This window comes from Asticcacaulis excentricus, assembly GCF_003966695.1.
GTDB classification, from domain to species: Bacteria; Pseudomonadota; Alphaproteobacteria; order Caulobacterales; family Caulobacteraceae; genus Asticcacaulis; species Asticcacaulis excentricus_A.
Genome location: NZ_AP018828.1, coordinates 547,278 through 572,274 on the forward strand (window position 1 = coordinate 547,278; position 24,997 = coordinate 572,274).

22 protein-coding genes, 3 tRNA genes and 1 riboswitch are annotated in these 24,997 nt (G+C 60.2%); of the genes, 18 read left to right on the top strand and 7 right to left on the bottom strand.

The features are described from left to right. The first annotated feature begins 598 nt into the window (after window positions 1–598). Window positions 599–1,831 (top strand): N-acetylmuramoyl-L-alanine amidase family protein, encoded by a 1,233-nt coding sequence (locus tag EM6_RS13575; RefSeq protein ID WP_126423692.1) that lies wholly within the window; start codon window positions 599–601, stop codon window positions 1,829–1,831. Window positions 1,832–2,000: 169 nt separating this feature from the next. Here the strand turns inward: EM6_RS13575 and EM6_RS13580 are convergent, their stop codons facing one another. The 3 genes from EM6_RS13580 to EM6_RS13590 all read right to left on the bottom strand — a co-directional run bounded on the left by EM6_RS13580 (window position 2,001) and on the right by EM6_RS13590 (window position 4,135). Further along, a complete protein-coding gene (locus EM6_RS13580) occupies window positions 2,001–2,504 on the bottom strand; it encodes a c-type cytochrome (RefSeq protein ID WP_126423693.1) in 504 nt (167 codons plus the stop codon). Window positions 2,505–2,677: 173 nt separating this feature from the next. After that, on the bottom strand, window positions 2,678–2,947 hold the full coding sequence (locus EM6_RS13585) for a hypothetical protein (protein ID WP_126423694.1): 270 nt from the start codon (window positions 2,945–2,947) through the stop codon (window positions 2,678–2,680). Between the two features lie 123 nt (window positions 2,948–3,070). Next, window positions 3,071–4,135, bottom strand: coding sequence for a threonine aldolase family protein (locus EM6_RS13590; protein WP_172961267.1), 1,065 nt, complete (start codon window positions 4,133–4,135; stop codon window positions 3,071–3,073). Window positions 4,136–4,176: 41 nt separating this feature from the next. Further along, a riboswitch (SAM-I-IV-variant riboswitch) is annotated at window positions 4,177–4,283 on the bottom strand. Window positions 4,284–4,542: 259 nt separating this feature from the next. On the opposite strand from EM6_RS13590, the gene lon reads away from it, so the two are divergent. The 3 genes from lon (at window position 4,543) to EM6_RS13605 (ending at window position 7,651) form a co-directional block, all read left to right on the top strand. Then, on the top strand, window positions 4,543–6,936 hold the full coding sequence (lon, locus tag EM6_RS13595; protein WP_126423695.1) for an endopeptidase La: 2,394 nt from the start codon (window positions 4,543–4,545) through the stop codon (window positions 6,934–6,936). Window positions 6,937–7,200: 264 nt separating this feature from the next. Next, a complete protein-coding gene (locus EM6_RS13600; protein WP_013480260.1) occupies window positions 7,201–7,479 on the top strand; it encodes an HU family DNA-binding protein in 279 nt (92 codons plus the stop codon). 96 nt (window positions 7,480–7,575) lie between these two features. Beyond that, window positions 7,576–7,651 (top strand) — tRNA-Val (locus EM6_RS13605). Between the two features lie 325 nt (window positions 7,652–7,976). Here EM6_RS13605 and EM6_RS13610 read toward each other — a convergent pair. The 4 genes from EM6_RS13610 to EM6_RS13625 form a co-directional block, all read right to left on the bottom strand. Next, a complete protein-coding gene (locus EM6_RS13610; protein WP_013480261.1) occupies window positions 7,977–8,222 on the bottom strand; it encodes a hypothetical protein in 246 nt (81 codons plus the stop codon). A 144-nt stretch (window positions 8,223–8,366) separates the two neighbouring features. Then, entirely contained in the window at window positions 8,367–11,573 is a 3,207-nt protein-coding gene (locus tag EM6_RS13615; protein WP_126423696.1) for an autotransporter outer membrane beta-barrel domain-containing protein, read from the bottom strand. 326 nt (window positions 11,574–11,899) lie between these two features. Next, window positions 11,900–11,976, bottom strand: a tRNA-Asp gene (locus EM6_RS13620). A 60-nt stretch (window positions 11,977–12,036) separates the two neighbouring features. Further along, a tRNA-Asp gene (locus tag EM6_RS13625) sits at window positions 12,037–12,113 on the bottom strand. A 320-nt stretch (window positions 12,114–12,433) separates the two neighbouring features. Between EM6_RS13625 and EM6_RS13630 the strand changes: the two genes are divergently transcribed. The 14 genes from EM6_RS13630 (at window position 12,434) to nuoL (ending at window position 24,984) form a co-directional block, all read left to right on the top strand. Next, window positions 12,434–12,811 carry an NADH-quinone oxidoreductase subunit A gene (locus EM6_RS13630; protein WP_013480264.1) on the top strand — a complete coding sequence of 126 codons (378 nt, stop codon included), beginning with the start codon at window positions 12,434–12,436 and terminating at the stop codon, window positions 12,809–12,811. After that, window positions 12,802–13,362: a NuoB/complex I 20 kDa subunit family protein gene (locus tag EM6_RS13635; RefSeq protein WP_126423697.1), complete on the top strand. Its 561-nt coding sequence runs from the start codon at window positions 12,802–12,804 to the stop codon at window positions 13,360–13,362. Before EM6_RS13630 ends, EM6_RS13635 begins: the two co-directional genes overlap by 10 nt. Before the next feature lie 15 nt (window positions 13,363–13,377). Beyond that, complete coding sequence (locus EM6_RS13640; RefSeq protein ID WP_126423698.1) at window positions 13,378–13,992, top strand: NADH-quinone oxidoreductase subunit C; 615 nt, start codon at window positions 13,378–13,380, stop codon at window positions 13,990–13,992. A 9-nt stretch (window positions 13,993–14,001) separates the two neighbouring features. Continuing rightward, entirely contained in the window at window positions 14,002–15,261 is a 1,260-nt protein-coding gene (locus EM6_RS13645) for an NADH-quinone oxidoreductase subunit D (protein WP_126423699.1), read from the top strand. Next, window positions 15,261–15,629 (top strand): hypothetical protein, encoded by a 369-nt coding sequence (locus tag EM6_RS13650; protein ID WP_126423700.1) that lies wholly within the window; start codon window positions 15,261–15,263, stop codon window positions 15,627–15,629. Before EM6_RS13645 ends, EM6_RS13650 begins: the two co-directional genes overlap by 1 nt. Before the next feature lie 48 nt (window positions 15,630–15,677). Further along, window positions 15,678–16,343 (top strand): NADH-quinone oxidoreductase subunit NuoE, encoded by a 666-nt coding sequence (nuoE, locus tag EM6_RS13655; RefSeq protein WP_126423701.1) that lies wholly within the window; start codon window positions 15,678–15,680, stop codon window positions 16,341–16,343. Between the two features lie 2 nt (window positions 16,344–16,345). Then, window positions 16,346–17,659, top strand: coding sequence for an NADH-quinone oxidoreductase subunit NuoF (gene nuoF, locus EM6_RS13660; protein WP_126423702.1), 1,314 nt, complete (start codon window positions 16,346–16,348; stop codon window positions 17,657–17,659). A gap of 8 nt (window positions 17,660–17,667) precedes the next feature. Beyond that, entirely contained in the window at window positions 17,668–18,108 is a 441-nt protein-coding gene (locus EM6_RS13665) for an NINE protein (RefSeq protein WP_126423703.1), read from the top strand. A gap of 38 nt (window positions 18,109–18,146) precedes the next feature. Then, window positions 18,147–20,210 (top strand): NADH-quinone oxidoreductase subunit NuoG, encoded by a 2,064-nt coding sequence (gene nuoG, locus EM6_RS13670; RefSeq protein WP_126423704.1) that lies wholly within the window; start codon window positions 18,147–18,149, stop codon window positions 20,208–20,210. Between the two features lie 6 nt (window positions 20,211–20,216). Beyond that, a complete protein-coding gene (gene nuoH / locus EM6_RS13675; protein WP_126423705.1) occupies window positions 20,217–21,302 on the top strand; it encodes an NADH-quinone oxidoreductase subunit NuoH in 1,086 nt (361 codons plus the stop codon). Then, window positions 21,299–21,790 (top strand): NADH-quinone oxidoreductase subunit NuoI, encoded by a 492-nt coding sequence (gene nuoI / locus EM6_RS13680; RefSeq protein WP_013480274.1) that lies wholly within the window; start codon window positions 21,299–21,301, stop codon window positions 21,788–21,790. The genes nuoH and nuoI overlap by 4 nt, the downstream gene beginning before the upstream one ends. 199 nt (window positions 21,791–21,989) lie before the next feature. After that, window positions 21,990–22,598: an NADH-quinone oxidoreductase subunit J gene (locus EM6_RS13685; RefSeq protein WP_126423706.1), complete on the top strand. Its 609-nt coding sequence runs from the start codon at window positions 21,990–21,992 to the stop codon at window positions 22,596–22,598. After that, window positions 22,595–22,903 carry an NADH-quinone oxidoreductase subunit NuoK gene (gene nuoK, locus EM6_RS13690; RefSeq protein ID WP_013480276.1) on the top strand — a complete coding sequence of 103 codons (309 nt, stop codon included), beginning with the start codon at window positions 22,595–22,597 and terminating at the stop codon, window positions 22,901–22,903. The genes EM6_RS13685 and nuoK overlap by 4 nt, the downstream gene beginning before the upstream one ends. Window positions 22,904–22,911: 8 nt before the next feature. Further along, complete coding sequence (nuoL, locus tag EM6_RS13695; RefSeq protein WP_126423707.1) at window positions 22,912–24,984, top strand: NADH-quinone oxidoreductase subunit L; 2,073 nt, start codon at window positions 22,912–22,914, stop codon at window positions 24,982–24,984. Window positions 24,985–24,997: the final 13 nt, after the last annotated feature.

Sequence of the window (24,997 nt, forward strand, 5' to 3'; positions counted from 1 at the left end):
AGCGGCAGAAGTCCGGAGCCTGTTCAAATGAGCGGCACAGCCCATAGGGTGTTAAATACCTTCGAGCCTCGTGCCGAAAAGCGCAGTGCACTCTTCGGGAACACATAAGGCGTTACAAAAAATCAGAACCATACCGCGGCTCAACTGAGCCGACGAACGCCCTGACTACGCTTTGGCCGAAGCGTCCCGGTGCCGATAGAGGCCCCTTTGGCGGACGCGCCGGTGAATTTCATTCGGGTGGCGATTTATCCTGTGACGGACTATGTCGCCGGAAGACGGTCTGACCGGTCGCACAGGGCCGGAACAGGGCCTCTTCAAGGAGGTGTTTGGTCCGGTGTGGGGCGCGTGCGACCTTCAAAATCTCGCAGGCCAGACACCGGCAACGGACACAAACGTCTGTCAGAATCGTTTATAAGACAAGGTCTGACGGAGACACCGTGCACGGACGAGGCGAATATGCAACAAGGCGGCGCAAAAGAAAAGCACGCAATTATTTTTGTTGTTAACGAGATCGCTACCCGCATCGTGTATCCATTCTGTCACAATGCAAAAGCAGCGGCACCAGAAAGGTGTCCACGGTGTTTGGTGGAGCGGGTGAATGATCCGACGTGCGTGGCGTTTGGCCGGCAATGGTCAGTTATGGCTGGCCGCCCTGATGGCGGGGGCCATCGTAATTGCGACAGGGGACATCACCCCGGTCGAAGCGGCCTCCAGCGGTGATGTGGTCAATGTGCGTCTGGGCGGTGCGCCGAACCAGACGCGACTGGTCATCGACCTGCAATCCTCGGCCAAGGGGGAACTCCTCAGCCGCGAGGAAGACCAGCAGCGCGCCGTTCTGGGCCTGTCGGGTATCGGCGTCGGTTCGGCGCTGAGCGGGCAGGGGCAGGGGCTTGTCAAGGGCTGGAAGCTGGACACGACGGCCGGCATGACCCGTCTGCGCCTTGATTTCAGCCGCAACGCCCGTATTGCACGTCGCTTTCTGCTGCCACCGGCCGATGGGATCAGCACCTATCGCTACGTGATCGACGTGGTTGCTGCGGATGCGCCTGCGCCGCAGGCGGTCGCTGCCAAGGCCGTGGCCGATGCTGCGCCCATACCCCCCGCCTTGCGCACCGAAGCGGCGGACAAACCCCGCACGGGCAAGAAAATCATCGTGGTCGATGCCGGTCACGGCGGTCACGATCCCGGTGCGCGTGGCGCGTTTTCGTGGGAGAAGGACGTCAATCTGGCGGCGGCCAAGGCGCTGAAAGCCAGGCTGGAAGCCACGGGTCGCTATAAGGTCATCATGACGCGCGACTCCGATGTCTATGTCGATAAGGTCGCCCGCGTGCGCATCGCCCGCAACGCCAATGCCGACCTGTTTATTTCGCTGCACTCCGATTCCGGGCCAAATACGGCCACCAAGGGGGCGTCCATCTATACCCTGTCGGATTCCGGCACCGAGCGCGCGGCGCGAAACGCCATGAACCGCGGCGACTGGGCTTTACCGACGGGCGCGACGGACAAGACGGTCGGGCGCATCCTGATCGACCTGACCCAGCGCGCCACCAAGAACCGTTCGGCCACCTTTGCCGAACTGATGCTCGACAACATGGATGGCACAGTGCCCCTGCTCAAGGGTAGCCACCGTCAGGCCGGGTTTGTGGTCCTGCTGGCCGCCGATGTCCCCGCTGTGCTGCTGGAGATGGGCTTCATCACCAACCCCGAAGACGAGGCGCGTCTGAACGATTCGGGGGATCGCAACCGGATGGCCGCGCAACTGGTCAAGGCGATCGACCAGTACTTCGCCAATGATGTGCGCTACGCCTCGTTCGGGTTTGTCGCCCGCTGACTCTTTTACGCCTTAACCCGCCTGAATTCTGCAATACCAAGGGTCATTGGAAATGACTCTTGGTATTCCGTTCGAGAATGTCTCATGTCACTGATACATATAAGACATTCTTGAGTTCTCAACGGCCGGATGCGGTCAGCATCTTCGGCCGTTGGTATTATCACGTGTTTTATTTCTGCGCCGGAGTGGTTTCGACCTTGAGATAGGCGATCAGGTTATGGCGCTCCGTCTCGTCCTTAAGGCCCATAAAGCCCATCTTGGTGCCAGGCACCGTTGTTTGCGGATGGGCGATATAGTCGTCGAGCGTGGCGAAGTCCCACACCGCGTTGTGGCCCTTCATCGCGTCGCTATACTGATAATCGGCCTTGCTGCCTGACTTGCGCCCGAACACGCCATAGAGGTTGGGGCCGACCATATTGGCCCCCCCTTCGACCAGCGTATGGCACGAACGGCACTTGATCCACGCCTTCTCACCTGCCTTCAGATCGGCCGTATTGTAGGGGGCGGGCAGGGTGGCGAGTTTGGCCGCTTTTTCCGCCTCGGACGGCCCCTCGACCGCCGGCGCATTGGCTTGTGGTGCAGCGGTTTCACTTGCCGTCTCTGCGGGTTTATCGCCGCAGCCTGACAGACTGAGGGCAAGGGTCAGGGGGGCCAAAAACAAGGCGGCGCGCATCAAAGTCTCCATCGGTTCACGTCAAGCGTTTAGCCGACACAGTCCCTTTTGGCGAGAGGCGACTCTGCGCGTGCCTGTGACGCCTTGCCACAGGCAGAGGGGGCGGAAGAGGAAAAGGCCACGCCCGATAGAAGCGTGCCCTGCTTAACATTCAATGGCTTTCGGTGAAAACCTCAGGAACGACGATAATTCTCGTCGATGTCCTGCGAATTGAGTCGCTCCTCAGAGCCGTCAATAAAGATGTGGTATTCGACGGCTCCCGCTGTGTTCACCTCGCCCTGTTCGATGCGATTGATCACTGCCGGGCCACCGTAGCGCGCCACAAGCTCCGGGTCGCGGATCAGGTGATTGACGGTCGGCATGGCGGCAAAATCAAAATCGTCCGAGGCGAACACCTCTTCACCGGTATTGTTGTCAAAAAAGCGGTAGGCCAGTCCGGGCATGATCTATCTCCCATCTTGTGGTTGAGGGGGCAGGGTGCGCCCGGCCCGGTAAATAATCAATGCGCGCAATGCCGCAGGTGGTTTTGACAAAAGCGCAAGTGAAGTCTCAGAAAGTGCACCGGACTATCTGTTTTCAGACGCGTTCTGAATATCGGCGGCCAGTTGATCCACTCGCGCCGGGTCGGCGTCCCAGGCGAACATGAAGCGCGCCCCGCCACCGATAAAGGTATAGAAGCGCCAGCCTTTGGCGCGCAGGGCGTCCAGAACAGATTCCGGCGCCTTGAGGAAGACGGCATTGGCCTGCACGGCAAACATGGGTTCTATTTCCGGCAAACCAGAAATTTTCTCGGCCAGTCGGCGGGCGCAGGCATTGGCGTGCTGACCGTTCCGCAGCCACGCCCCGTCCTTGATCATGCCCAGCCACGGCGCGGCCAGAAAGCGCATCTTGGAGGCCAGTTGCCCGGCCTGTTTGCAGCGATAGTCGAAATCCTGCGCCAGACCGCGATCAAAAAATAGAATAGCCTCGCCGACGCCCATGCCGTTCTTGGTGCCGCCGAAGCACAACACATCGACCCCGGCCTTCCACGTTATGTCCGCCGGGCTACAGTTGAGCGCCGCGCAGGCATTGGCAAAGCGCGCGCCGTCCATATGCAGACGCAGACCCAGTTCGCGGCAGACGGCGGCAATGGCCTTCACTTCGTCGATGGCATAGACGAGGCCGGTTTCGGTGGGTTGGGTGATGGTGACGGCGCGCGGCTTGGGGAAGTGGATGTCGGAGCGGCTGGTGGCCAGCGCGCGGATGGCCTCCGGCGTCAACTTGCCGTCGGTCGAGGCGGCCACCAGCAGTTTGGAACCATTGGAGAAGAATTCCGGTGCGCCGCATTCGTCGGTTTCGACGTGGGCCGAGGCGGAGCAGATGACGCTGTGATAGGACTGACACAGAGACGCCAGGGCCAGCGAATTGGCCGCCGTGCCGTTGAAGGCGAAGAAGACCTCGGCCTCATGCTCGAACAGGTCGCGCAGGGCGTCCGCGGCGCGCTGTGTCCACGGGTCGTCGCCATAGGCGGGAACTGAGCCAGCATTGGCCTCATGCATGGCGTTCCACGCTTCGGGGCAGATGCCGGCATAGTTGTCGCTGGCGAATTGCTGCGGCGCTAAGGTCGTGAGGGGCAGGGCGGTGTCCGGCATGGGGCGTCTCTCAGATAGAATGAGTTTTGCGACGCATGAGCCTTGGTCCCGTTGGTTGCCGGTTCGGCCGCATCTCCGTTTCCGGACGCCACCTTGCCGGGAAGGGCAGGTTGGCGTTAAGCGCGTCGCTTAACTCTGGATGCCCTTTCGCCTTAGCCGTTCATAAGCACTTGCGCAAGCGAAAGTTTCTGCGGAAACCGGTAGAGTCGCCTGATCCGGCCTCCCTTGAATATGGGTGGGAAAGTCCCACATTCAGCCTAGGTTCAGCCGAGGAATCGTCTAAGGTGAATGGTGAACCCCTGCGCAGACATTGCGCGTATATATCCGGAGAACGCGCCCTTTATCTTTACGCGGGGTGGTCGTTGGACGCCCTTGTCGAGGCGCGCTGTCCGGCTCAGGAGTAAGTAATGTTTGATGTTCTGACCATACCCGTATTGCCTTTGAGGGATATCGTGGTGTTCCCGCACATGGTCGTGCCGCTGTTTGTCGGACGTGAAAAATCTGTGCAGGCGCTCGATGAGGTGATGAAGGGCGACAAGCAGATCCTGCTGGCCACCCAGAAAAATTCCGGTGACGACGATCCCGAAGCCGACGCCATCTACGACATCGGCGTGCTGGCCAATGTGCTGCAATTGCTGAAACTGCCCGACGGCACGGTCAAGGTGCTGGTCGAAGGCAAGTCGCGCGCCAAGATCAAGCGCTTTACCGGCCGCAGCGAGTTCTATGAGGCCGAAGCCTATGCGCTGGAGCCTGCCGTGACGCAGGGGCCTGACCTCGAAGCGCTGGTGCGCGCCGTCACCGACCAGTTCGAAAACTACATCAAGCTCAACAAGAAGATTCCGCCGGAAGCCCTTCAGGCCCTGGCCGAAGTGTCGGAAGCCGACGTGCTGGCCGACTCGATTGCCGCGCATCTGGTCATCAAGATCGGCGAGAAGCAGCAGCTTCTGGAGCAACTGGCGGTCGCCAAGCGTCTGGAGCAAATCTATGCCCTGATGGAGGGCGAGATCAGCGTCCTGCAGGTCGAAAAGAAGATCCGTTCGCGCGTCAAGCGTCAGATGGAAAAGACCCAGCGCGAATATTACCTCAACGAGCAGATGAAGGCCATTCAGCGCGAGCTGGGTGAACAGGACGACGCCAAGGACGAGATCCTCGAACTCGAAAAGAAGATCAAGGCGACCAAGCTGAGCAAGGAAGCGCGCGTCAAGGCGATGTCGGAGCTGAACAAGCTGCGCCACATGTCGCCCATGTCGGCCGAATCGACCGTCGTGCGCAACTATCTCGACTGGCTTCTGGCCATTCCCTGGGGCGCGTCCAAGCCCAAGCCGATCGACCTTAGCAAGGCCGAAGGCACGCTTGATGCCGATCACTACGGCCTTGAGAAGGTCAAGGAGCGCATCCTTGAGCATCTGGCTGTGCAGGCGCGCATGGGCACGCTGAAAGGCCCGATCCTGTGCCTTGTGGGCCCTCCGGGCGTGGGTAAGACGAGCTTGGGCAAGTCCATCGCCAAGGCGACCGGTCGCGAATTCGTGCGAATCAGCCTCGGCGGCGTGCGCGACGAATCAGAAATCCGGGGCCACCGCCGCACCTATATCGGCTCCATGCCGGGCAAGATCATCCAGTCGATGAAAAAGGCCAAGACGACCAACGCCTTCTTCCTGCTCGATGAAATCGACAAGATGGGGGCCGACTGGCGCGGCGACCCGGCCTCGGCCCTGCTCGAAGTGCTGGACCCTGCGCAGAACTCGACCTTCAACGACCATTATCTGGAGGTCGATTACGACCTGTCCAAGATCATGTTCGTGACGACGGCCAACTCGCTCAACATGCCGCAGCCCCTGCTGGATCGCATGGAGATCATCCGCATCCCCGGCTATACCGAGGATGAGAAGGTCGAAATCGCCAAGCGCCACATCCTGCCGTCTCTGGCCAAGGATCACGGCCTCAAAGGCGAGGAGTGGATCGTGCCGGAGCAGGCCATCCGCGACCTGATCCGCTACTACACCCGTGAGGCGGGTGTGCGCTCGCTGGAGCGGGAGCTGGGCAATCTGGCGCGCAAGACCATCCGTGACCTGGCGCGCGAAAAGGTCAGCTCGATCACGGTGGATGAGGCGCGTCTGGCCAAATATGCCGGCGTGCGTAAATTCCACTATGGTGAAACCGATGAAACCGATCAGGTCGGTATCGTCACGGGTCTCGCCTGGACGGAATTCGGTGGCGACATCCTGACCATCGAAGCCATCAAGATGCCCGGCAAGGGCAATATGAAGGTCACGGGTAACCTCAAGGACGTGATGAAGGAATCCGTTTCAGCGGCCAATTCCTACGTCAAGGCGCTGGCGCCGAAGTTCGGCATCCTGCCGCCGGTCTTTGAACGCACCGATGTGCACGTCCACGTCCCGGAAGGCGCTACGCCCAAGGATGGCCCGTCGGCCGGCGTGGCCATGGTCACCGCCATGGTCTCGGTCCTGACCGGTATTCCGGTGCGCAAGGATATCGCCATGACCGGCGAAATCACCCTGCGCGGTCGCGTGCTGGCTATTGGCGGCTTGAAGGAAAAGCTGCTGGCGGCCCTGCGTTCAGGCGTCAAGACGGTCCTGATCCCCAAGGAGAACGAGAAGGACCTGACCGAACTGCCTGAGAATGTGAAGGCCGGTCTGGAGATCATTCCGGTCGGCCATGTCGAGCAGGTTCTGACCCACGCCCTGACCCGACCGCTCGAATCCATCGAGTGGGTGGAGCCGGTGATTCCGCCCCCGGCGGTGCCCGCTGCCGACGACGCAGACGGTCTCACGGCCCATTAAGCCGTAAGGGATAGCGCTATTTTGGCGTGCACTCGCCAAAACGGTTGAAAATAAAGAGCGGAATTTGTTGGCTAAGCGCCTCAAATTTCGCTCTTTTTTGTGTAAGTCCTTAAAAAAACTCGGTTTGCAGTGCAAAAAATGCGATTTCGCTTTTGACGAGCGGGGGTTTTTGTAGTCTCTATCGGGTCCACCCGCCGACGACTCGCTGAGTCCGACAGGGAACGGTTCACACAAATGCCCGTCATGGCGGGCAGGGAGAAACTTATGACGACCAAAGCTGAACTCGTGGCCGCCATTGCCGATCAGGCGGGCCTGACCAAGGAACAAGCCAAGAAGGCCGTTGACGCCTTCACCGATTCCGTCGTGGACGCCCTGAAAAAGGGTGAAGAAGTCCGCCTCGTCGGCTTCGGCACCTTCCTCGCTGTGAAGCGCGAAGCCGGCACCGCCCGCAACCCGCGTACCGGCGAAACCGTTTCGCGTCCGGCTTCGGTCACCGCGCGCTTCCGCGTCGGCGAAGGCCTGAAGAACGCCCTGAACGGCTAATATCACTCACAGAATTTAAGCCGAAACGGCTTGACTTCGGGACCGGAGGTTGGCATTGACCGGCCTCCGGTTTTTTATGTCCGGTCCCCTGTGGAGGGGCGATTAGCTCAGCTGGCAGAGCGGCTCGTTTACACCGAGTAGGTCGGCGGTTCGATCCCGTCATCGCCCACCATTTACCTCGACAGTTTGCGAACCGCCGCATTTTTGTTTGTTTGCTTGCGCAAACGGGGGTTCGATCCCGTCATCGCCCACCATTTCTCTCGACAGTTTGCGAACCGCCGCATTTTTGTTTGTTTGCTTGCGCAAACGCGGCTTCGATCCTGCCATCGCTCACCATTTCTCTCGACAGTTTGCGAACCGCTGAATCTTTGTTGGTTGGTGTAACCGTGGGAGCGATCCCGTCATCGCTCACCCTTTGTCCCACACATCGTACCGTTTTTGCGCGTCCAAAGCGGCAATGAAAAACCGGCCTGAGTGCTCCCAGACCGGTCTGAATTTTAGTTCGTCGCCTTTTCGGCGTTACGTTTGATGTTTTCGGCGGGTGGCTGATCACCCAGTTCATCAGCGGCCTTGTCCACGCCCTGCGGCAGAGCCTCTACGGCATCACCCATGCGCTCGGAACCGCTACGGTTGTCCTGCATCAGAAACACGGCACCGACCGCCAGAAGGGCGATCACGGCCACGCCAATCAGGATGAGAATGCTGTTTGTGCCCTTACCGGGGGCCGTTGTTGTGCTCGCCATGGGAAGGCTCCTCTGTCTCTTCGATGGACTGAGGATAGGCGCAAGCGTGAAAGCGCTCAGCACGGATAACAGCGGTGGCGAGTAGGAGGCGCATAAAAAACCGCCGGGGTTACCGGCGGTTTTTGCGGTCCGATCTGAATGCGATTAGAACTGGAAGCGGGCGCGTAGTGACAGCGAGACGTTGTTGTAGGCGTCGTACTTTTCATATTCGGCTTCGATACCGAAATAGCTGTATTCGTTGGAGGCCGCAAGGCGCACACCCGCAATCGGGGCGCCGCCCTTGATGTCGCCGCCTTTGAGCGTGAACGGGGTGGCGGTGCCAAAACGCGCCACCGTATCGGCGATTTCCGCCGAGAAGTTGTTACGGTAACCGACCCAGATTTCCGGACGGAAGAGGGCGTTCTTGTTGGAGCGGCCGATATTCAGCAAGGCGGTGCCGCTGAAGATATGGCCTGTACGCTCATCCACCGACAGGTCGAACGCCGTGCCGCCGCCGGTTTCGGTATGGGCGTCTTCCTTCAGGCCGAAATAGTCGGCACTAACCATGGGGGTCAGGCTCAGCCAGCCGGCATCGACGCTGTAGGAGGCCCCGATGCTGCCCGAATAGCTGACGCCCTTCCACTTGGCGGTCGAGCTCGCGATGAAGGCGGATTCGAGGATCTGACGCTTCGATTCGAAGTTGGCGTAGCCCACGCCGCCGCGGACCCAGCTTTTCAGGCCCGAACCGTTATCCAGGCGCCAATAGGCCCCAAGAGACAGGTCGGTCGAGCTGAGGTCTTCGTCCGGCGCGCCCAACGTACCCTTGGGGTTGGTGGCGGTGTAGGCCAGATAAAGACCGGCGGCCTGAGTCGCGGTAATGCCGCGTTCGACCCCACCGGCAAAAGCAAAGCCGGTCGATTCGAAGCCCGTGACGTCTGTGCGGTCGCGATTGATCTGGAAGCCGTATTCCTGCGCCCAGTACTGGTTGACACCGGCCTGCGGGATGATCGATTGGCTGGCCATGGTGCGCGACAGGCCGTCATTGCTTTTGGACAGGGTCAGCAGCGTTTCGCCGGAATAGTCGGGCAGGAACGACAGATAGGCCTTGTTGAAACCTTCCGCTGTGGTCGGATTGAGCAGGGCGCGCGTGGCACTGGTATTGCCCTGGGCGGCAGTCAAAACGGCATCGAAGGCCGCGAACTCATTGACCGACAGGGCGGTTTCGCTCTGTGTGCGCAGGCGTACATCGGCATAGAGCGCCGTATTGGCCGTATTGGTCGAAAGGGCGGCCTTGTACAGATAGGGGATATTGCTGTCGAGGCTGGCCTTATCAAGCGTGCCGAGCGTTATGCTCGAAGCGGTAAGAAGCGTGTAGCGCGTCGCCGGCTTGACGATGCTGGACATGCCGATCTGCACCTTGGCCCCTGTTGCGAACACGGCGGCCCCGGAGGCGGCGATAAGGGGGGTGTTGGGATTGGCCGTATCCGGCACAAAGCGTAGCGTGCCGTCCGCACTTACATTTACTGTTGTGGCGTTGAGCTTTGAGCCGGTATCGAGATTGAGTGCGCCCTTCACGATGTCGATGGACACCGTACCGGAACCCGTCATCTTGCCGCCAACAATGCCGTTGGTGGTGATGCTCAGACTGTTGCTGCCTGCGCCGAAGTCGATATTGCCGATGACAAAGCCACCGTCGATCTTCACCACGTCATTGCCCGAGCCCAGACGGATATCGCCTGAGATAACGGGGGCGGCGACCGTATTGTCATCCGGTTTGAGGTCGGTCTGGACAAGGGTGACGCCGGCTGTATTGCCGCTCAGGTCGATGGCCACAGCCCGGTTGTTGGTCGGGTCAACCACGCCGTTAGCGTCATCGTCGGTTTGGGTGATCGAGGCCGTGATGTTGCCGGTATTGTTCAGGCGCACCAGCGTGTTTGAGCCATCAAAAATCGCTGTCGCGTTCGACTTTGAGCCCGTCGAAGTCGCGCTGATCGTGCCGCTGACATTGACTTCGGGTACCTTAGCCCCTGAGCCGATATAGAGGGCGTAGGCGGTTTCGTTCTTGGTGGAGCTGTTGGCGGCGCGTAGGTTGCCGCCGACATTAAAGGCATTGGCGACCGTACCGGCCAGAAGATTGGCAGCCCGCGCTTCGGCCAGGTAGGAAGAGGCCGAAACGGTGCCATTGATCAGGATGCCGTTTTCAAAGGTGACCGTGCGACCCATGCCGCCCGTTTCGATGGCCTTGGCGACCACGCCTTCGAATACGCCGGAAGAGGCGATGCTGCCGCGCACGACCAGGCCGAACTTCTGGTTCTTGTAGGTATCGGTCGCGGTCGTTGCGATGTTGATGGCGTTGATAGTAATGTCCTGCGTGGCCGAACCGACCTTCAGGGCCGCCGCACCGCCATATTGCGACAGGCTGGCGGCACCATCGGCCGTGTCAGTGACGCCGTTGCCGTCTTCGTCATTATTACGTTCGGCTTCCGCCTTGGCCGCGTCCGTATCCGCAATGGTGGACTGAATCAGTATGCCCTTGGTGACATTGCCGGCGATATTAACCAGTGGTCCCGCCTGCAGCTTGTCTTCGACCTGAAGCTTGTCCAGTGTCGCCTTGTCGGGAACTGTAGTCAGGCGGTAGCCGGTGCCTGCGACCGTGCCGTCCAGGATCAACGCGCCGGTGAGGTTGCTGGCGAGATTGAGCGCCGTGGCGTTCAGCCCCTGAGCCGTGGTGGAACCGCCGATGACGATATTGCCCGTGACGCCGCCCTCAAACGAATAGGCCCGCACATTATCACCTACAACGGTCACCGTGCTGTCGGAGTTAAAATTACCCGTCAGGGCGTTTTCAAAGCGGACACCGTAGGAATTGTTGCCTTCGACCTGAATGGCGCTGGCCGAAGCGAGGCTGACATCGCCAATGAAGGGCGTTGTGCCGACCGACCGAATGCCGTAGCGCCGCTCACCTTTGGCAAAGACCCCATCGGCAATGCCATCGGTCGGAGAATCCGTATCCGTGGGGGTGTAATCGTCGGTGACCGTGATCTTGCCGGAGAGGGTCAGGCCACTGGTGCGGCCGCCGTCAATATAGATGCCCGTGGCGTCGTCGCCCGAAGACGACATGTCGATCGCACCGACCACATTCACCTTGTTGTTCGAATCGATTGTGATTGCGCGCGCGCCTGCGCCCTTGAGCGTAATCGTGCCGCCTGTATCCAGCTTGATATCATCCGCAGCGCCCGCCGTGGTCGCCGTTGAGGTTTTAACAGGGGCGGTCGTCGAAGTGTTTATAACGACTTCGGCCTGCGCCACACCTGCGGTAACCGCGATGACCAGACCAAGGGCGGTAGCATTGAAGAGATGAGATTTGCGCATAGTCTCGCTTTCGCTCGTCGATTTGAATTCTCAGACAGAACAACGCGTCGCGTCATGCAATGGCGCGCCTGCCCCCAAGGAAACAATATACTGGCGGCGTTTTCCCGCCCTTATGTCAGCGGCGACTCTTCGGGACGAATATGGGCTATTCTATGTCATTGCAGACATGCGCAGGCCCGTATGTGTCGTTTGCGTCAACCCTGTTTCGTCACAGACATACACGCGAAGACACAGATTTGCCTAATGCAAATTTTGCGCGAAGATGAATTTTCATGAAGGAAAAAGAAAGGATATGCGGGGCCACCTGAGAGAGTGTATTCTCCAGGTGGCGCGAGTGACGGGGCTCGAACCCGCGACCTTCGGCGTGACAGGCCGACACTCTAACCAACTGAGCTACACCCGCATTCCTGTTCGGGCAACGACGTCTTTGGATGCGAAGGCCACCGGCTTGGGTTACAAGGGGTGGCGCGAGTGACGGGGCTCGAACCCGCGACCTTCGGCGTGACAGGCCGACACTCTAACCAACTGAGCTACACCCGCATCCATATATTGTCGTTCTCTGCGTCAGGACGTTAGCCCCGCCGAAGAGGTGCGCTAGATAGTGCGGGGCGGCCTGCGGTGTCAAGCGCCATATTGCGGAAAACCGTCAAAAAGCCATTTGGCTGTGGAAGACCGGGGAAGGCCTGAGAACGATTTTCAAGTGCAGAAAATTCGACGACATTTTTGGCATTTCCCCCGATTTTAGGCTTTTGAGTGTTTGAAGCGCGGCGCGAGGTGGTCTAATAGGCTCAGTTGAGTCTGTCCCACGAACCTTTTGCGGTGCACCATGGGTGGGGCAGAGCCAAAAGTGGGATCGTACAATGGAAGCCCTCCTTATAAAGTATCTGCCGATTGTGATTTTCTTCGGCATCGCCCTCGTCCTTGGGCTGGGGTTCATCATCGCGGCGCTGGTTCTGGCGCCCAAGGCCCCCGACACCGAAAAGCTTTCGGCTTACGAATGCGGCTTCAACGCCTTCGACAGCGCCCGTCAGAAGTTTGACGTGCGATTCTATCTCGTCTCGATCCTCTTCATCATCTTCGACCTCGAAGTGGCCTTCCTCTTCCCGTGGGCGGTGTCGATGTTCGACCTACCGCAGGCGGGTATGCAGTTTGCCTTCTGGTCGATGATGGTCTTTCTGGGCGTCCTGACGGTCGGCTTTATTTATGAGTGGAACAAAGGAGCCCTGGAATGGGAGTAATCATTCCTGCCGGTCAGGCTGGCCGCACTACGGTTGAGGGCTACGATCCCAAGGTCCACGACAAGTTCTTTGAGGCCGTGTCCTCGGAGCTCAACGAAAAGGGCTTCCTTGTCGCTTCGGCGGACGATGTCATCACCTGGGCGCGCACCGGCTCGCTGATGTGGATGACCTTCGGTCTGGCCTGCTGCGCCGTCGAAATGATGCAGGCTTCGATGCCGCGTTACGACATGGAGCGCTTTGGCATGGCCCCGCGCGCCTCACCGCGTCAGTCGGACCTGATGATCGTTGCCGGCACCCTGACCAACAAGATGGCGCCGGCTCTGCGCAAGGTCTATGACCAGATGCCCGATCCGCGCTACGTCCTGTCGATGGGCTCGTGCGCCAATGGCGGTGGCTATTACCACTATTCCTACAGCGTCGTGCGCGGCTGCGACCGCATCGTACCGGTCGATGTCTATGTGCCAGGCTGCCCGCCGTCGGCCGAAGCGCTGTTGTATGGTCTTCTTCAGCTTCAGAAGAAGATTCGTCGCAACGGCACGATCCGCCGCTAAGAGGGATTTCACGCCATGTCTGAAGAAAAATTCCTCAAGATCGCCGAACAGGCCCGCGCCGACTTCAAGGAAGCGCTGATCGACGTCATCCACGCCTTTGGCGAGCTGACCCTGGTGGTAGAGCGTGAGCGCATCATCGAGGTGCTGACCAAGCTGCGCGCCGAGCCTTATCGTTTCCACCAGCTCATTGACCTGTGCGGGGCCGACTATCCGAAGCGCGAGCGTCGTTTCGACGTCGTCTATCACCTCTTGTCGCTGACGCAGAACCTGCGCCTGCGCGTCAAGGTGATGACCGATGAAGCCGTGCCGGTGCCCAGCGTGCGCAGCGTCTATCCGAACGCTGACTGGTACGAGCGCGAAGCCTTCGATATGTACGGTATGCTGTTTTCGGGTCAGCCGGACCTGCGCCGTATCCTGACCGACTATGGCTTCTCCGGTCATCCGCTGCGCAAGGACTTCCCGATGACGGGGCATGTCGAAGTGCGCTACGACGAAGAGCAGAAGCGCGTCGTGTACGAACCGGTCAAGCTGGTTCAGGAATTCCGTCGTTTCGACTTCCTGTCGCCATGGGAAGGGGCCTCCTACGTCCTTCCGGGCGATGAGAAGGCTGCCAATCCGAACAAGGCGTAAAGGGTTATCATGGCTGAAGACATCAAAACCCCGCTGTCCTCCTTTGTCGATCCCCGCACCGGGGCCTTCGAAGAGGTCGAGGCACGCGCCAGTTTCGACGACCGTAAATTCACCATCAATTTCGGCCCGCAACACCCGGCGGCACACGGCGTTCTGCGTCTGGTGCTCGACCTCGACGGGGAAATCGTCGAGCGCGTCGATCCGCATATCGGCCTGCTGCACCGCGGCACCGAAAAGCTGATGGAATACCGCACCTATCTGCAGAACACGCCCTATTTCGACCGCCTCGACTACGTGGCCCCGATGAATCAGGAGCACGCCTTCTGTCTGGCGATCGAGCGCCTGCTGGGCCTTGAAGTGCCCAAGCGCGCGCAACTGATCCGCGTGCTGTTCTCGGAAATCGGTCGTATCCTGTCGCACCTTCTGAACATCACCACTCAGGCCATGGACGTCGGCGCCCTGACGCCGCCGCTATGGGGCTTTGAGGAGCGTGAGAAGCTGATGGTGTTCTATGAGCGCGCTTGTGGCGCGCGTCTGCACGCCAACTACTTCCGTCCGGGCGGCGTCCATCAGGACCTGACGCCGGAACTGATCGACGATATCGAACAATGGTGCAAGGCATTCCCGCGCGCGCTGGCCGATATCGAGTCGCTGGTCACGGAAAACCGCATCTTCAAGCAGCGCAATGTCGATATCGGCGTGGTCAGCAAGCAGGAAGCCTATGACTGGGGCTTTACCGGCGTCATGATCCGCGGTTCGGGCATCGAGTGGGACCTGCGCAAGTCGCAGCCCTATGAATGCTATGACGAACTCGATTTCGATATCGTCATCGGCAAGAACGGCGACTGCTGGGATCGTTACCTCTGCCGCGTCGAAGAGATGCGTCAGGCTGTGAAGATCATGGAGCAGTGCGTTGAAAAGCTTCGCGTAACTGGCGGTGAAGTGCTGGCTGCCGATCACAAGATCACGCCGCCGCGCCGCGCCGACATGAAGAATTCGATGGAAGCCCTGATCCATCACTTCAAGCTGTACACCGAAGGCTTCAAGACCCCGCCGGGCGAAGTCTATGCCGCCGTCGAAGCCCCCAAGGGTGAGTTTGGCGTCTATCTGGTGTCGGATGGCTCTAACAAGCCGTACCGCTGCAAGATACGCGCGCCGGGCTTTGCTCACCTTCAGGCGATGGACTGGATGAACCGTGGCCACCTGCTGGCCGACGTGTCGGCCATCCTCGGCTCGCTTGACATCGTGTTCGGGGAAGTGGACCGCTGATGCAGGGCTTTCAACTCCAAACCTGGCAAACCTTCCTGCTCGTCCTCGTGTTCCTGGCGGTGGCGCTGGGTCTGCGTCTGTGGCTGGCCAAGGCTGCGTGGGGCTATCACCCCGGCGGTATGAAGGGCTATTTGCAGGATCTGGTGCTGGAAACCGTCATTTCCTACGCGCCCATGCTGCTGATCATCTTCGGCGTCCGCATCTATATCGACGCCAACCCGCAGTATGGCCAATCCCCCATGGTGTTTGCCTCCATCGCTGTCGCTGTCGTGTCGATGATGGTCGCGCGGCGCATCCCGCTGGTCAAGGCGGCCAGTGCGCGCATGATGAAGGCCCGCAACGATCGCTGGGAGGCTTATAAGCAATGAGCCTGCCCGCCTATAATCCTACCGTATCCCAGATGAGAGAGGCCTGAGATGTCCGTTCGCCGTCTCGCCGCCGTTCAGCCGGATAGCTTTGCGTTCAAGCCGGAAACGCTTGAAAAGGCTAACTGGTGGATTGCCAAGTATCCCGAAAACCGCCGTCAGTCGGCGGTCATCCCCATCCTGTGGCTGATCCAGAAGCAGGAGGGCTGGGTGTCGGAACCCGCCATCGCCGTCGTCGCCGAAATGCTCGGCATGGCGCGCATCCGCGTGTACGAAGTGGCCACCTTCTACACCATGTTCATGCTGGAGCCGGTGGGCTCGGCGGCGCTGATTCAGGTGTGCGGCACGACGCCGTGCCAGTTGCGCGGCTCTGAGGCCCTGATGAAGGTATGCAAGGACAAGATCGGCCCGAAGGACAAGCTGTCGGCCGATGGCAAGTTCTACTGGCAGGAAGTCGAGTGCCTCGGCGCCTGCACCAACGCCCCGATGGCGCAGATCAACGACTATTTCTACGAAGACCTGACGCCGGACAATCTGGCCCAGATCATCGACGATTTCGCGGCGGGCAAGACGCCGAAGACCGGCCCGTACAATGGCCGCTTCACGTCCGAACCGCTGGGCGGCGCAACCACGCTGAAAGACCCGTCGCTGTATGACGGTTCGGCGGCCAGGCCGCTCAAAATTCCCAATGCTCCGGAAGCGGAGGTCAAGGCGTAATCATGGTGGGTATTCTCGAAGACAAGGACCGCATCTTTACCAACCTCTACGGCTTCCATGACTGGGGCCTTGAGGGGGCAAAGCAACGCGGCTGCTGGAACGCGACCAGGGACATCCTCTCCTACGGGCGCGACTGGATCATCACCAATGTGAAGAATTCGGGGCTGCGCGGGCGCGGCGGTGCCGGCTTCTCGACCGGTCTGAAGTGGTCCTTCATGCCGAAGGAGGTCAAGGACCGTCCGCACTATCTCGTCGTCAATGCCGACGAGTCGGAACCGGGCACCTGTAAAGACCGCGAAATCATGCGCCACGATCCGCACCTGCTGATCGAAGGCTGCCTGATCGCGTCTTTCGCCATGCAGGCGCACGCCTGCTACATCTATATCCGTGGTGAGTATGTCTTTGAGCGCGAGCGTCTCGAAGCGGCGATCAAGCAGGCCTATGAGGCCAAGCTGGTCGGCAAGAATAACGTCCACGGCTGGGATTTCGACATCTATGTCCACCACGGTGGCGGGGCCTATATCTGCGGTGAAGAAACCGCGCTTCTCGAATCGCTGGAAGGCAAGAAGGGCCAGCCGCGTCTGAAGCCGCCGTTCCCGGCCGGTGCCGGCCTCTATGGCTGCCCGACGACGGTGAATAATGTGGAGTCCATTGCGGTTGTCGGCACCATCCTGCGTCGTGGCGCGGCATGGTTTGCCGGTTTCGGCGCGCAAAACAATACCGGCACCAAGCTGTTCTGCATTTCGGGCCACGTTGAGCGCCCGTGCAATGTCGAAGAGGCCATGTCGATTCCCTTCCGTCAGTTGATCGAAGATCACTGCGGTGGCATCCGGGGCGGTTGGGGCAATCTGAAAGCCGTCATTCCGGGCGGCTCGTCCGTGCCGATGATCCCGGCCGAACAGTGCGAAAACATGCCGATGGATTTCGACACCCTGCGCGGGCTGGGCTCTGGTCTCGGCACGGCGGCGGTGATCGTGATGGACAAATCGACCGACCTGATCAAGGCCATCGCGCGTCTCAGCTACTTCTACAAGCACGAATCCTGCGGTCAGTGCACGCCCTGCCGCGAAGGCACGGGCTGGATGTGGCGCGTGATGGAACGCATGGCCAAGGGCGACGCCGACCCCAAGGAAATCGACATCCTGCTGGACGTGACCAAGCAGGTCGAAGGCCACACCATCTGCGCGCTGGGCGACGCGGCGGCCTGGCCGATTCAGGGCCTGATCCGTCACTTCCGTCACGAAATTGAAGATCGTATCGCGCAATATCGTTCGTCGAAGGGCAACTTCGCCGGACACTCGATTGCGGCAGAGTAGGGGACGTCATGCGGGGCAAGGTACTCTCATTCAGCGATGCCACGGGTCAGGGCCTGATCAGTGGCGACGACGGTCAGCGCTACAGCTTTTCGCGCGCCGATCTGATGGGCGGTGCGCGCTCCGTGGCGGCCGGTATGGCGGTGGATTTCGAAGGCTCTGAAGGCGTCGCCGTCAGCGTCTATGTCATCAAGTCCGGCATCCCTGACAAGAACAAATGGGTGGCGGCCCTCCTGACCTTCTTCTTCGGGATCTGGGGCATCCACAAATTCTATCTCGGCAAGACCAATGCCGGCATCATCATGCTCGCATGCGGCACGATTGGCTGGTTCCTGATCCTGCCGGGTCTGGCGGTGGCGTTCATCTCGTTCATCGAGTTGATCATCTACCTGTTCAAGTCCGAACAACAGTTCCATGAGGACTATGTCGCTGGCGACAAGTCCTGGTTCTGACGGTTCGGAATGCTTTTTTTGTATGAGGTTTGAGGCAGATGCCGATAGCTAAAGTCAATGGTGTCGAGGTCGAGTTCGAACCCGGCATGACCGTGCTTCAGGTGGCGGAGCTGGCGGGTGAGGAGATTCCCCGTTTCTGCTACCATGAGCGCCTGTCGATCGCCGGCAACTGCCGCATGTGCCTCGTCGAGGTGAAGCCCGGACCGCCGAAGCCGCAGGCTTCGTGTGCGCTGCCCGCCGCTGACGGTCAGGAAATCTTCACCAACACGCCGATGGTCAAGAAGGCGCGCGAAGGGGTGATGGAGTTCCTGCTCATCAACCACCCGCTCGACTGCCCGATTTGCGATCAGGGCGGTGAATGCGATCTTCAGGATCAGGCCATGGGCTATGGCCGCGATGGCTCGCGCTATCAGGAAAACAAGCGCGCCGTCGAAGAAAAGTATCTTGGGCCGACGATCAAGACCTTCATGACGCGCTGCATCCAGTGCACGCGCTGTGTCCGCTTCTCGACCGAAGTCGCCGGTGTCACCGAAATGGGCATGATTTCGCGCGGGGAAAACGCCGAAATCACCTCCTATCTGGAACAGGCCGTGTCGTCGGAACTGTCGGGCAATCTCAATGACCTGTGCCCGGTCGGCGCCCTGACGCACAAGCCGTGGTCGTTCAACTACCGCCCGTGGGAACTGCAAAAGGTCGAAACCATCGACGTGCACGACGCCCTTGGTGCGCATATCCGTATCGATTACCGCGGTTCGACCGTGCTGCGCGCCCTGCCGCGCCTGAAGGACGACATCAACGAGGAATGGCTGACGGACAAGTCGCGCTATGCCGTCGATGGTCTGAGCCGTCAGCGTCTCGACCGTCCCTATGTGCGCAAGAACGGCAGCCTGACCCCGGCCTCGTGGGATGAGGCGCTCGACGCTGTGGCGGGCAAGCTGCAAGCGACGTCTGCGGACAAGGTCGGCGTGATCGCCGGTGACCTTCAGGACGCCGAAAGCCTGAAAGCGGCCAAGGACCTGTTCACCTCTCTGGGCGTGAAAAACCTCGATTGCCGTCAGGCGGGTGAGGCCTTCGGTCCGGTTTCGGCCAACACGCCGCGCGAAGCCTGGCTCTTCAATTCCGGCATTGCCGGTATCGAAGAGGCCGATGTCATCCTGCTGATCGGCACCAATCCGCGCCTCGAAGCGCCGCTGATCAATGCGCGCATCCGCAAGTCGTGGCTCAAGGGTAAGACTCAGGTCGCCGTGATCGGCGAAGCCTGTGATCTGACCTATGATTACGCGCACTTAGGAACCGGCCCGAAAGCTCTGAAAGAGTTCAAGAAATCGGCTTTCCGTGATCTTTTGAAGGACGCGAAGAAGCCCGCGGTTCTGATCGGTTCCGGCGCGGTGTCGGGCGAAGAGGGGGCCGCTGTGCTGGCCCTGATCGCCAGCGAAATCCTTAAGCCCTACACTGTGGTGCGCGACGACTGGAACGGCTTCAACATCGTGCATCAGGCCGCTGCGCGCGTCGCGGGTCTCGACCTCGGCTTCGTGCCGGGTGAGGGCGGGCTGGATACGCAAGGTATCCTGAACGGTAAGCTGGATGTTGTGGTCCTGCTGGGTGCCGACGAGATCGACACGGCCAAACTTAAGGGGTCGTTCGTGGTCTATGTCGGCTCGCACGGCGATGCCGGGGCCTCGGCGGCCGACGTTATCCTGCCGGGCGCGGCCTATACCGAAAAGTCGGGCCTTTACGTCAATATGGAAGGCCGCGTGCAGATTTCCGAACGCGCCGTCTTCCCGAAGGGCGAGGCCAAAGAGGACTGGGCCATCTTCCGCGCCCTGTCGGCCAAGCTGGGCAAGACCCTGCCTTACGACAGCCTGTCGGACCTGCGCCGCACTCTGATCACCGATCATCCGACCTTTGGCCGCATCGACGCGCGCCCGACGCCTAAGGCGTTCGACGTGGCGATACTGGGGGCCAAGGGCGAGATCACCGGCGAAACCTTCGCCAGCACTATCAAAGACTTCTACCTGACCAACCCCATCGCGCGGGCGTCCGTGGCCATGGCCGATATTTCGGCCACCCGGTCCGGTCCGGTGAGCCTGGCGGCGGAGTAAGAGCATATGACAGACGCTAATTTCTGGGCCGGTCCGTGGGGCTGGACGATCATCACCATCGGGCAGGCTCTCGCCGTTATCGTCGGCGTGATGGTCTCTCTGGCCTTCCTGCTGTGGGGTGACCGCAAGGTGTGGGCCGGCGTGCAGATGCGCAAAGGACCGAACGTCGTCGGTCCCTTCGGCCTGATGCAGTCCTTCGCCGACTTCTTCAAGTTCGTGCTGAAAGAAGTGATCATCCCCGCCGGGGCTGATAAGCCGGTCTTCCTGATCGCGCCGCTTCTGACCTTCGTTCTGGCCTTCATGTCGTGGGCGGTCATTCCGTTTGCGCCGGGCTGGGTGGTGTCGAACATCAATGTCGGCATCCTTTACCTGTTTGCCATTTCGTCGCTCGGTGTCTATGGCATCATCATGGGCGGCTGGGCCTCGAACTCGAAATACCCCTTCCTTGGCGGCCTGCGGTCCGCCGCGCAGATGGTGTCCTACGAAGTGTCGCTGGGCTTCATCATCATCACGGTCGTGCTGCTGGCCGGGTCGATGAACCTGTCGGATATCGTCAACAAGCAGGCGGGGGGCTTCTGGAACTGGAACTTCCTCGGCGGCGGTGGGCTTCTGGGCCTCGGCATCATCAAGCTGCCGGTCATGTTCGGCATGATGGTCATGTTCTACATTTCGGCGCTCGCCGAAACCAACCGTCCGCCGTTCGACCTGCCCGAAGCCGAATCCGAACTGGTCGCCGGTTATCAGGTCGAATATTCCTCGACGCCGTACCTGCTGTTCATGATCGGTGAATACGCCAACATCGTGCTGATGTGCGCCATGATCACCATCCTCTTCTTTGGCGGCTGGCAATCGCCCATCCCGATGGACTCGATCATTGCCCCCGGCACTCTGGCCTACACCCTGATCAGCCTCGGCTGGTTCATCGTCAAGGTGGTGTTCTGGTTCATCATGTTCGCCATCGCCAAGGCCATCGTACCGCGCTACCGCTACGATCAGCTTATGCGTCTGGGCTGGAAGGTCTTTCTGCCCCTGTCTCTCGTTGCCGTCGTTATCATCGCGGCCTACCAGGTTTTCGGAGGTAATTTCGCATGATCGGCCGTCTTGTCCAAGCCGCCAAGGGCGCGCTGCTGCTTGACTTCGTCGGGGCCACGGGCCTTGCCGTGAAATATATGTTCAAGCCGAAGAAGACCATCAACTACCCGTTCGAGAAGGGGCCGATCAGCCCGCGCTTCCGCGGTGAACACGCCCTGCGTCGCTATCCTAATGGCGAAGAGCGCTGCATCGCCTGCAAGCTGTGCGAAGCGATCTGCCCGGCTCAGGCCATCACCATTGAGGCCGAACCGCGCGAGGACGGGTCGCGCCGCACGACGCGCTACGACATCGACATGGTGAAGTGCATCTATTGCGGCCTGTGTCAGGAAGCCTGTCCGGTCGATGCCATTGTCGAAGGCCCGAACTTCGAATTCGCCACCGATACGCGCGAAGAACTGTACTACGACAAGTCGAAGCTGCTGGCCAATGGCGACCGCTGGGAGCGCGAGATTGCACGCGCCCTCGAACTGGACGCGCCTTACCGTTAAGGCGCGTGAGCGCGTTCCGAAAAGTGTGAAGCGGTTTTCGGAAACAAACGCGCGACAAGAGAGTAAGAGCGCTTCCCAATCGGGAAGTGCTCTGGAATATCCACCGATTCCGTAAGGATATGCCTTGCGGGATCACAGTCTGAGGGGCTAGGGAGCGATCCCGAACCCGCAAAGTAGAGAAGGGGCGGAGGTCCCGATCATGCTGGCAATAGCCTTTTACATTCTGGCGGCCGTGACCGTCGTATCGGGGGCGCTGGTGATTACCGCGCGCAACCCGGTGCACTCGGTGCTGTTTCTGATCCTCGCCTTCTTTTCGGCGGCGGGCCTGTTCGTCCTGATGGGGGCGGAATTCCTCGCCATGCTGCTGGTCGTCGTCTATGTCGGCGCGGTGGCGGTCCTCTTCCTCTTCGTCGTCATGATGCTGGATGTGGACTTCACCAAGCTGCGGCAGGGCTTCGCCAACTACCTCCCCATCGGCATGGTGGTCGGTATTCTTCTGCTGATCGAGCTGATCATGATCTCCTCGGCCGTGGCCCAGCGCGGTGCCGCTGCGGGTCAATCGCCGCAGGTTTATGGCGCGGAGATGAGCAATATCGAAGCCATCGGTCGCGTGCTCTACACAGATTACGTCTATGTCTTCCAGGCGGCGGGTCTGGTGCTTCTGGTGGCCATGATCGGCGCCATCGTGCTGACGCTCCAGCACCGCACCTATGTTAAACGCCAAGACATCCACACCCAGGTGACGCGCCGCCGCAAGGACGCCGTGGCCATCGTCAAGGTCAAAACCGGCGAAGGAATCAAGGAATGACTATCGGTCTTGAACACTATCTGATCGTTTCGGCCATCCTGTTCACCATCGGGGTGTTCGGCATCTTCATGAACCGCCGCAACATCATCATCATCCTGATGTCGATCGAACTGATCCTGCTCGCGGTCAATATCAACTTCGTCGCCTTCTCGACGCACCTGCATAATGTGCAGGGTCAGATCATGGCGATGTTCGTCCTCACCGTTGCGGCTGCGGAAGCGGCGGTCGGTCTGGCTATTCTTGTGACGTTCTTCCGTAACCGCGGTGACATCGAAGTCGATGACGCCAGCATGATGAAGGGCTAAGGGAAGTCATGCAAAATCTGGTTACGATCCTTGTTCTGGCCCCGCTTCTAGGGGCTCTGGTCGCGGGCCTGTTCGGGCGCAAGATCGGTGACATCGCCTCTCAGGCGGTGACCACCGGGCTGCTCTTCCTGTCCTGCGCCCTGTCGTGGTACACCTTTGCCCAGCACACTTGGGGCGGCCTTGAGCCCTTCACCGTAAAGCTGCTCGACTTTATCAATATCGGCACCTTCCACTCGGCGTGGTCGATCCGTATTGATGCCCTGTCGGCCACCATGCTGATCGTGGTGACCTCGGTCTCCTCGCTGGTTCACCTCTATAGCTGGGGCTACATGGCCGAAGACCCCAGCCGTCCGCGCTTCTTCGCCTACCTGTCGCTGTTTACCTTCGCCATGTTGATGCTGGTGACGGCGGCCGACTTCATGCAGCTCTTCTTCGGCTGGGAAGGCGTCGGTCTGGCCTCCTACCTGCTGATCGGCTTCTGGTTCCAGAAGGACTCGGCGTCTTCGGCGGCCATCAAGGCCTTCGTCGTCAACCGTGTCGGCGACTTCGGCTTCGCGCTGGGCATTATGACCATCTACTGGATGTTCGGGACCATCAACTTCCACGAACTGTTCCCGCTGATCGCCGCCAAGGCCAACACCACTTGGATGTTCCTCGGCCACAGCTTCTCGGCGCTCGATCTGGCCGCCTTCCTTCTGTTCATCGGGGCCATGGGTAAGTCGGCGCAGTTCTTCCTGCACACCTGGCTGCCGGACGCCATGGAAGGCCCGACGCCGGTGTCGGCCCTGATCCACGCCGCCACCATGGTTACCGCCGGCGTGTACATGGTCTGCCTGCTGTCGCCGTTGTTTGAATACGCGCCGGTGGCCAAGATGATCGTCACCTATATCGGGGCCATCACCGCCATTTTCGCCGCCTCCATCGGCTTCACGCAGAACGACATCAAGCGCGTCATCGCCTTCTCGACCTGTTCGCAGCTCGGCTACATGTTCTTCGCTGCGGGCGTCGGTGCCTATGAGGCGGCCATGTTCCACCTGTTTACCCACGCCTTCTTCAAGGCGCTGCTGTTCCTTGGGGCCGGGTCGGTCATCCACGGGATGCACCACGAGCAGGATATGCGTCACATGGGCGGTCTGGCCAAGTATCTGCCGGTCACCTATGCGGCCATGACCATCGGCACCATCGCCATCACCGGCTTGGGCATCCCCTACACGCAAATCGGTTTCGCGGGCTTCTTCTCGAAGGACATGATCATCGAAACCGCGTGGGCGGCCCATAATACGCCGCAGGGCATGTTCGCCTTCGTGATCGGTATTCTGGCAGCCCTTCTGACGGCCTTCTATAGCTGGCGTCTGGCCTTCATGACCTTCCACGGCAAGAAGCACTGGGAAGCGGCGCACGACGATCATCACGCGCACGGCCATGACGACCACGCGCACGCTGCTGTCGCTCACGCGCACGACGATCACGCCCACGCTCATGGTCACGACGATCACCACGGCCATGCGCATACGCCGCACGAAAGCCCGATCGTCATGCTGATCCCGCTGATCGTGCTGTCGATCGGTGCGGTGGCGGCCGGTTTCGTCTTCGCGCCGTACTTTATCGGCGATCACGCGCACGCCTTCTGGGGCCACGCCATCCAGCACGGACCGCACAACCACGTCCTGCATGAGGCGCACCACATCGAGGAAGCCTGGGTTAAGTGGGCACCGCTGGTGGTCACCCTGATCGGTACAGCTCTGGCTGTGTACTTCTACCTGCTGAAGCCCGCCCTGCCCAAGGCCATGGCCGCGCGCAAGGGGCCTCTGTACACCTTCCTGTACAACAAGTGGTTCTTCGATGAGCTGTATCAGGGGACCTTCGTCAAGGGGGCCAAGGCGCTCGGCGACCTGTTCTGGAAGGTGCTCGATGTGAAAATCATCGACGGCCTGGGCCCGAACGGTGCCGCCTGGACGGCGCTGAAATCGGCGCAGCGTCTGGTCAAGACCCAGACGGGCTATGTCTATCACTACGCCTTCGTCATGTTCCTCGGCATCGCGGGTCTTCTGACCTGGGTTGTCTTCGGTATGGCGCGATAGGGGAGAGCTTTTA

Coding starts and splice junctions, on each gene's coding strand:
- EM6_RS13640 (WP_126423698.1), top strand. CDS start 13,378: ATGTCTGAAGAAAAATTCCTCAAGATCGCCGAACAGGCCCGCGCCGAC.
- EM6_RS13580 (WP_126423693.1), bottom strand. CDS start 2,504: ATGCGCGCCGCCTTGTTTTTGGCCCCCCTGACCCTTGCCCTCAGTCTG.
- EM6_RS13575 (WP_126423692.1), top strand. CDS start 599: ATGATCCGACGTGCGTGGCGTTTGGCCGGCAATGGTCAGTTATGGCTG.
- nuoK (WP_013480276.1), top strand. CDS start 22,595: ATGACTATCGGTCTTGAACACTATCTGATCGTTTCGGCCATCCTGTTC.
- EM6_RS13645 (WP_126423699.1), top strand. CDS start 14,002: ATGGCTGAAGACATCAAAACCCCGCTGTCCTCCTTTGTCGATCCCCGC.
- nuoF (WP_126423702.1), top strand. CDS start 16,346: ATGGTGGGTATTCTCGAAGACAAGGACCGCATCTTTACCAACCTCTAC.
- EM6_RS13585 (WP_126423694.1), bottom strand. CDS start 2,947: ATGCCCGGACTGGCCTACCGCTTTTTTGACAACAATACCGGTGAAGAG.
- nuoI (WP_013480274.1), top strand. CDS start 21,299: ATGATCGGCCGTCTTGTCCAAGCCGCCAAGGGCGCGCTGCTGCTTGAC.
- lon (WP_126423695.1), top strand. CDS start 4,543: ATGTTTGATGTTCTGACCATACCCGTATTGCCTTTGAGGGATATCGTG.
- EM6_RS13635 (WP_126423697.1), top strand. CDS start 12,802: ATGGGAGTAATCATTCCTGCCGGTCAGGCTGGCCGCACTACGGTTGAG.
- EM6_RS13685 (WP_126423706.1), top strand. CDS start 21,990: ATGCTGGCAATAGCCTTTTACATTCTGGCGGCCGTGACCGTCGTATCG.
- EM6_RS13615 (WP_126423696.1), bottom strand. CDS start 11,573: ATGCGCAAATCTCATCTCTTCAATGCTACCGCCCTTGGTCTGGTCATC.
- nuoG (WP_126423704.1), top strand. CDS start 18,147: ATGCCGATAGCTAAAGTCAATGGTGTCGAGGTCGAGTTCGAACCCGGC.
- EM6_RS13600 (WP_013480260.1), top strand. CDS start 7,201: ATGACGACCAAAGCTGAACTCGTGGCCGCCATTGCCGATCAGGCGGGC.
- nuoE (WP_126423701.1), top strand. CDS start 15,678: ATGTCCGTTCGCCGTCTCGCCGCCGTTCAGCCGGATAGCTTTGCGTTC.
- nuoL (WP_126423707.1), top strand. CDS start 22,912: ATGCAAAATCTGGTTACGATCCTTGTTCTGGCCCCGCTTCTAGGGGCT.
- EM6_RS13665 (WP_126423703.1), top strand. CDS start 17,668: ATGCGGGGCAAGGTACTCTCATTCAGCGATGCCACGGGTCAGGGCCTG.
- EM6_RS13630 (WP_013480264.1), top strand. CDS start 12,434: ATGGAAGCCCTCCTTATAAAGTATCTGCCGATTGTGATTTTCTTCGGC.
- EM6_RS13610 (WP_013480261.1), bottom strand. CDS start 8,222: ATGGCGAGCACAACAACGGCCCCCGGTAAGGGCACAAACAGCATTCTC.
- EM6_RS13650 (WP_126423700.1), top strand. CDS start 15,261: ATGCAGGGCTTTCAACTCCAAACCTGGCAAACCTTCCTGCTCGTCCTC.
- nuoH (WP_126423705.1), top strand. CDS start 20,217: ATGACAGACGCTAATTTCTGGGCCGGTCCGTGGGGCTGGACGATCATC.
- EM6_RS13590 (WP_172961267.1), bottom strand. CDS start 4,135: ATGCCGGACACCGCCCTGCCCCTCACGACCTTAGCGCCGCAGCAATTC.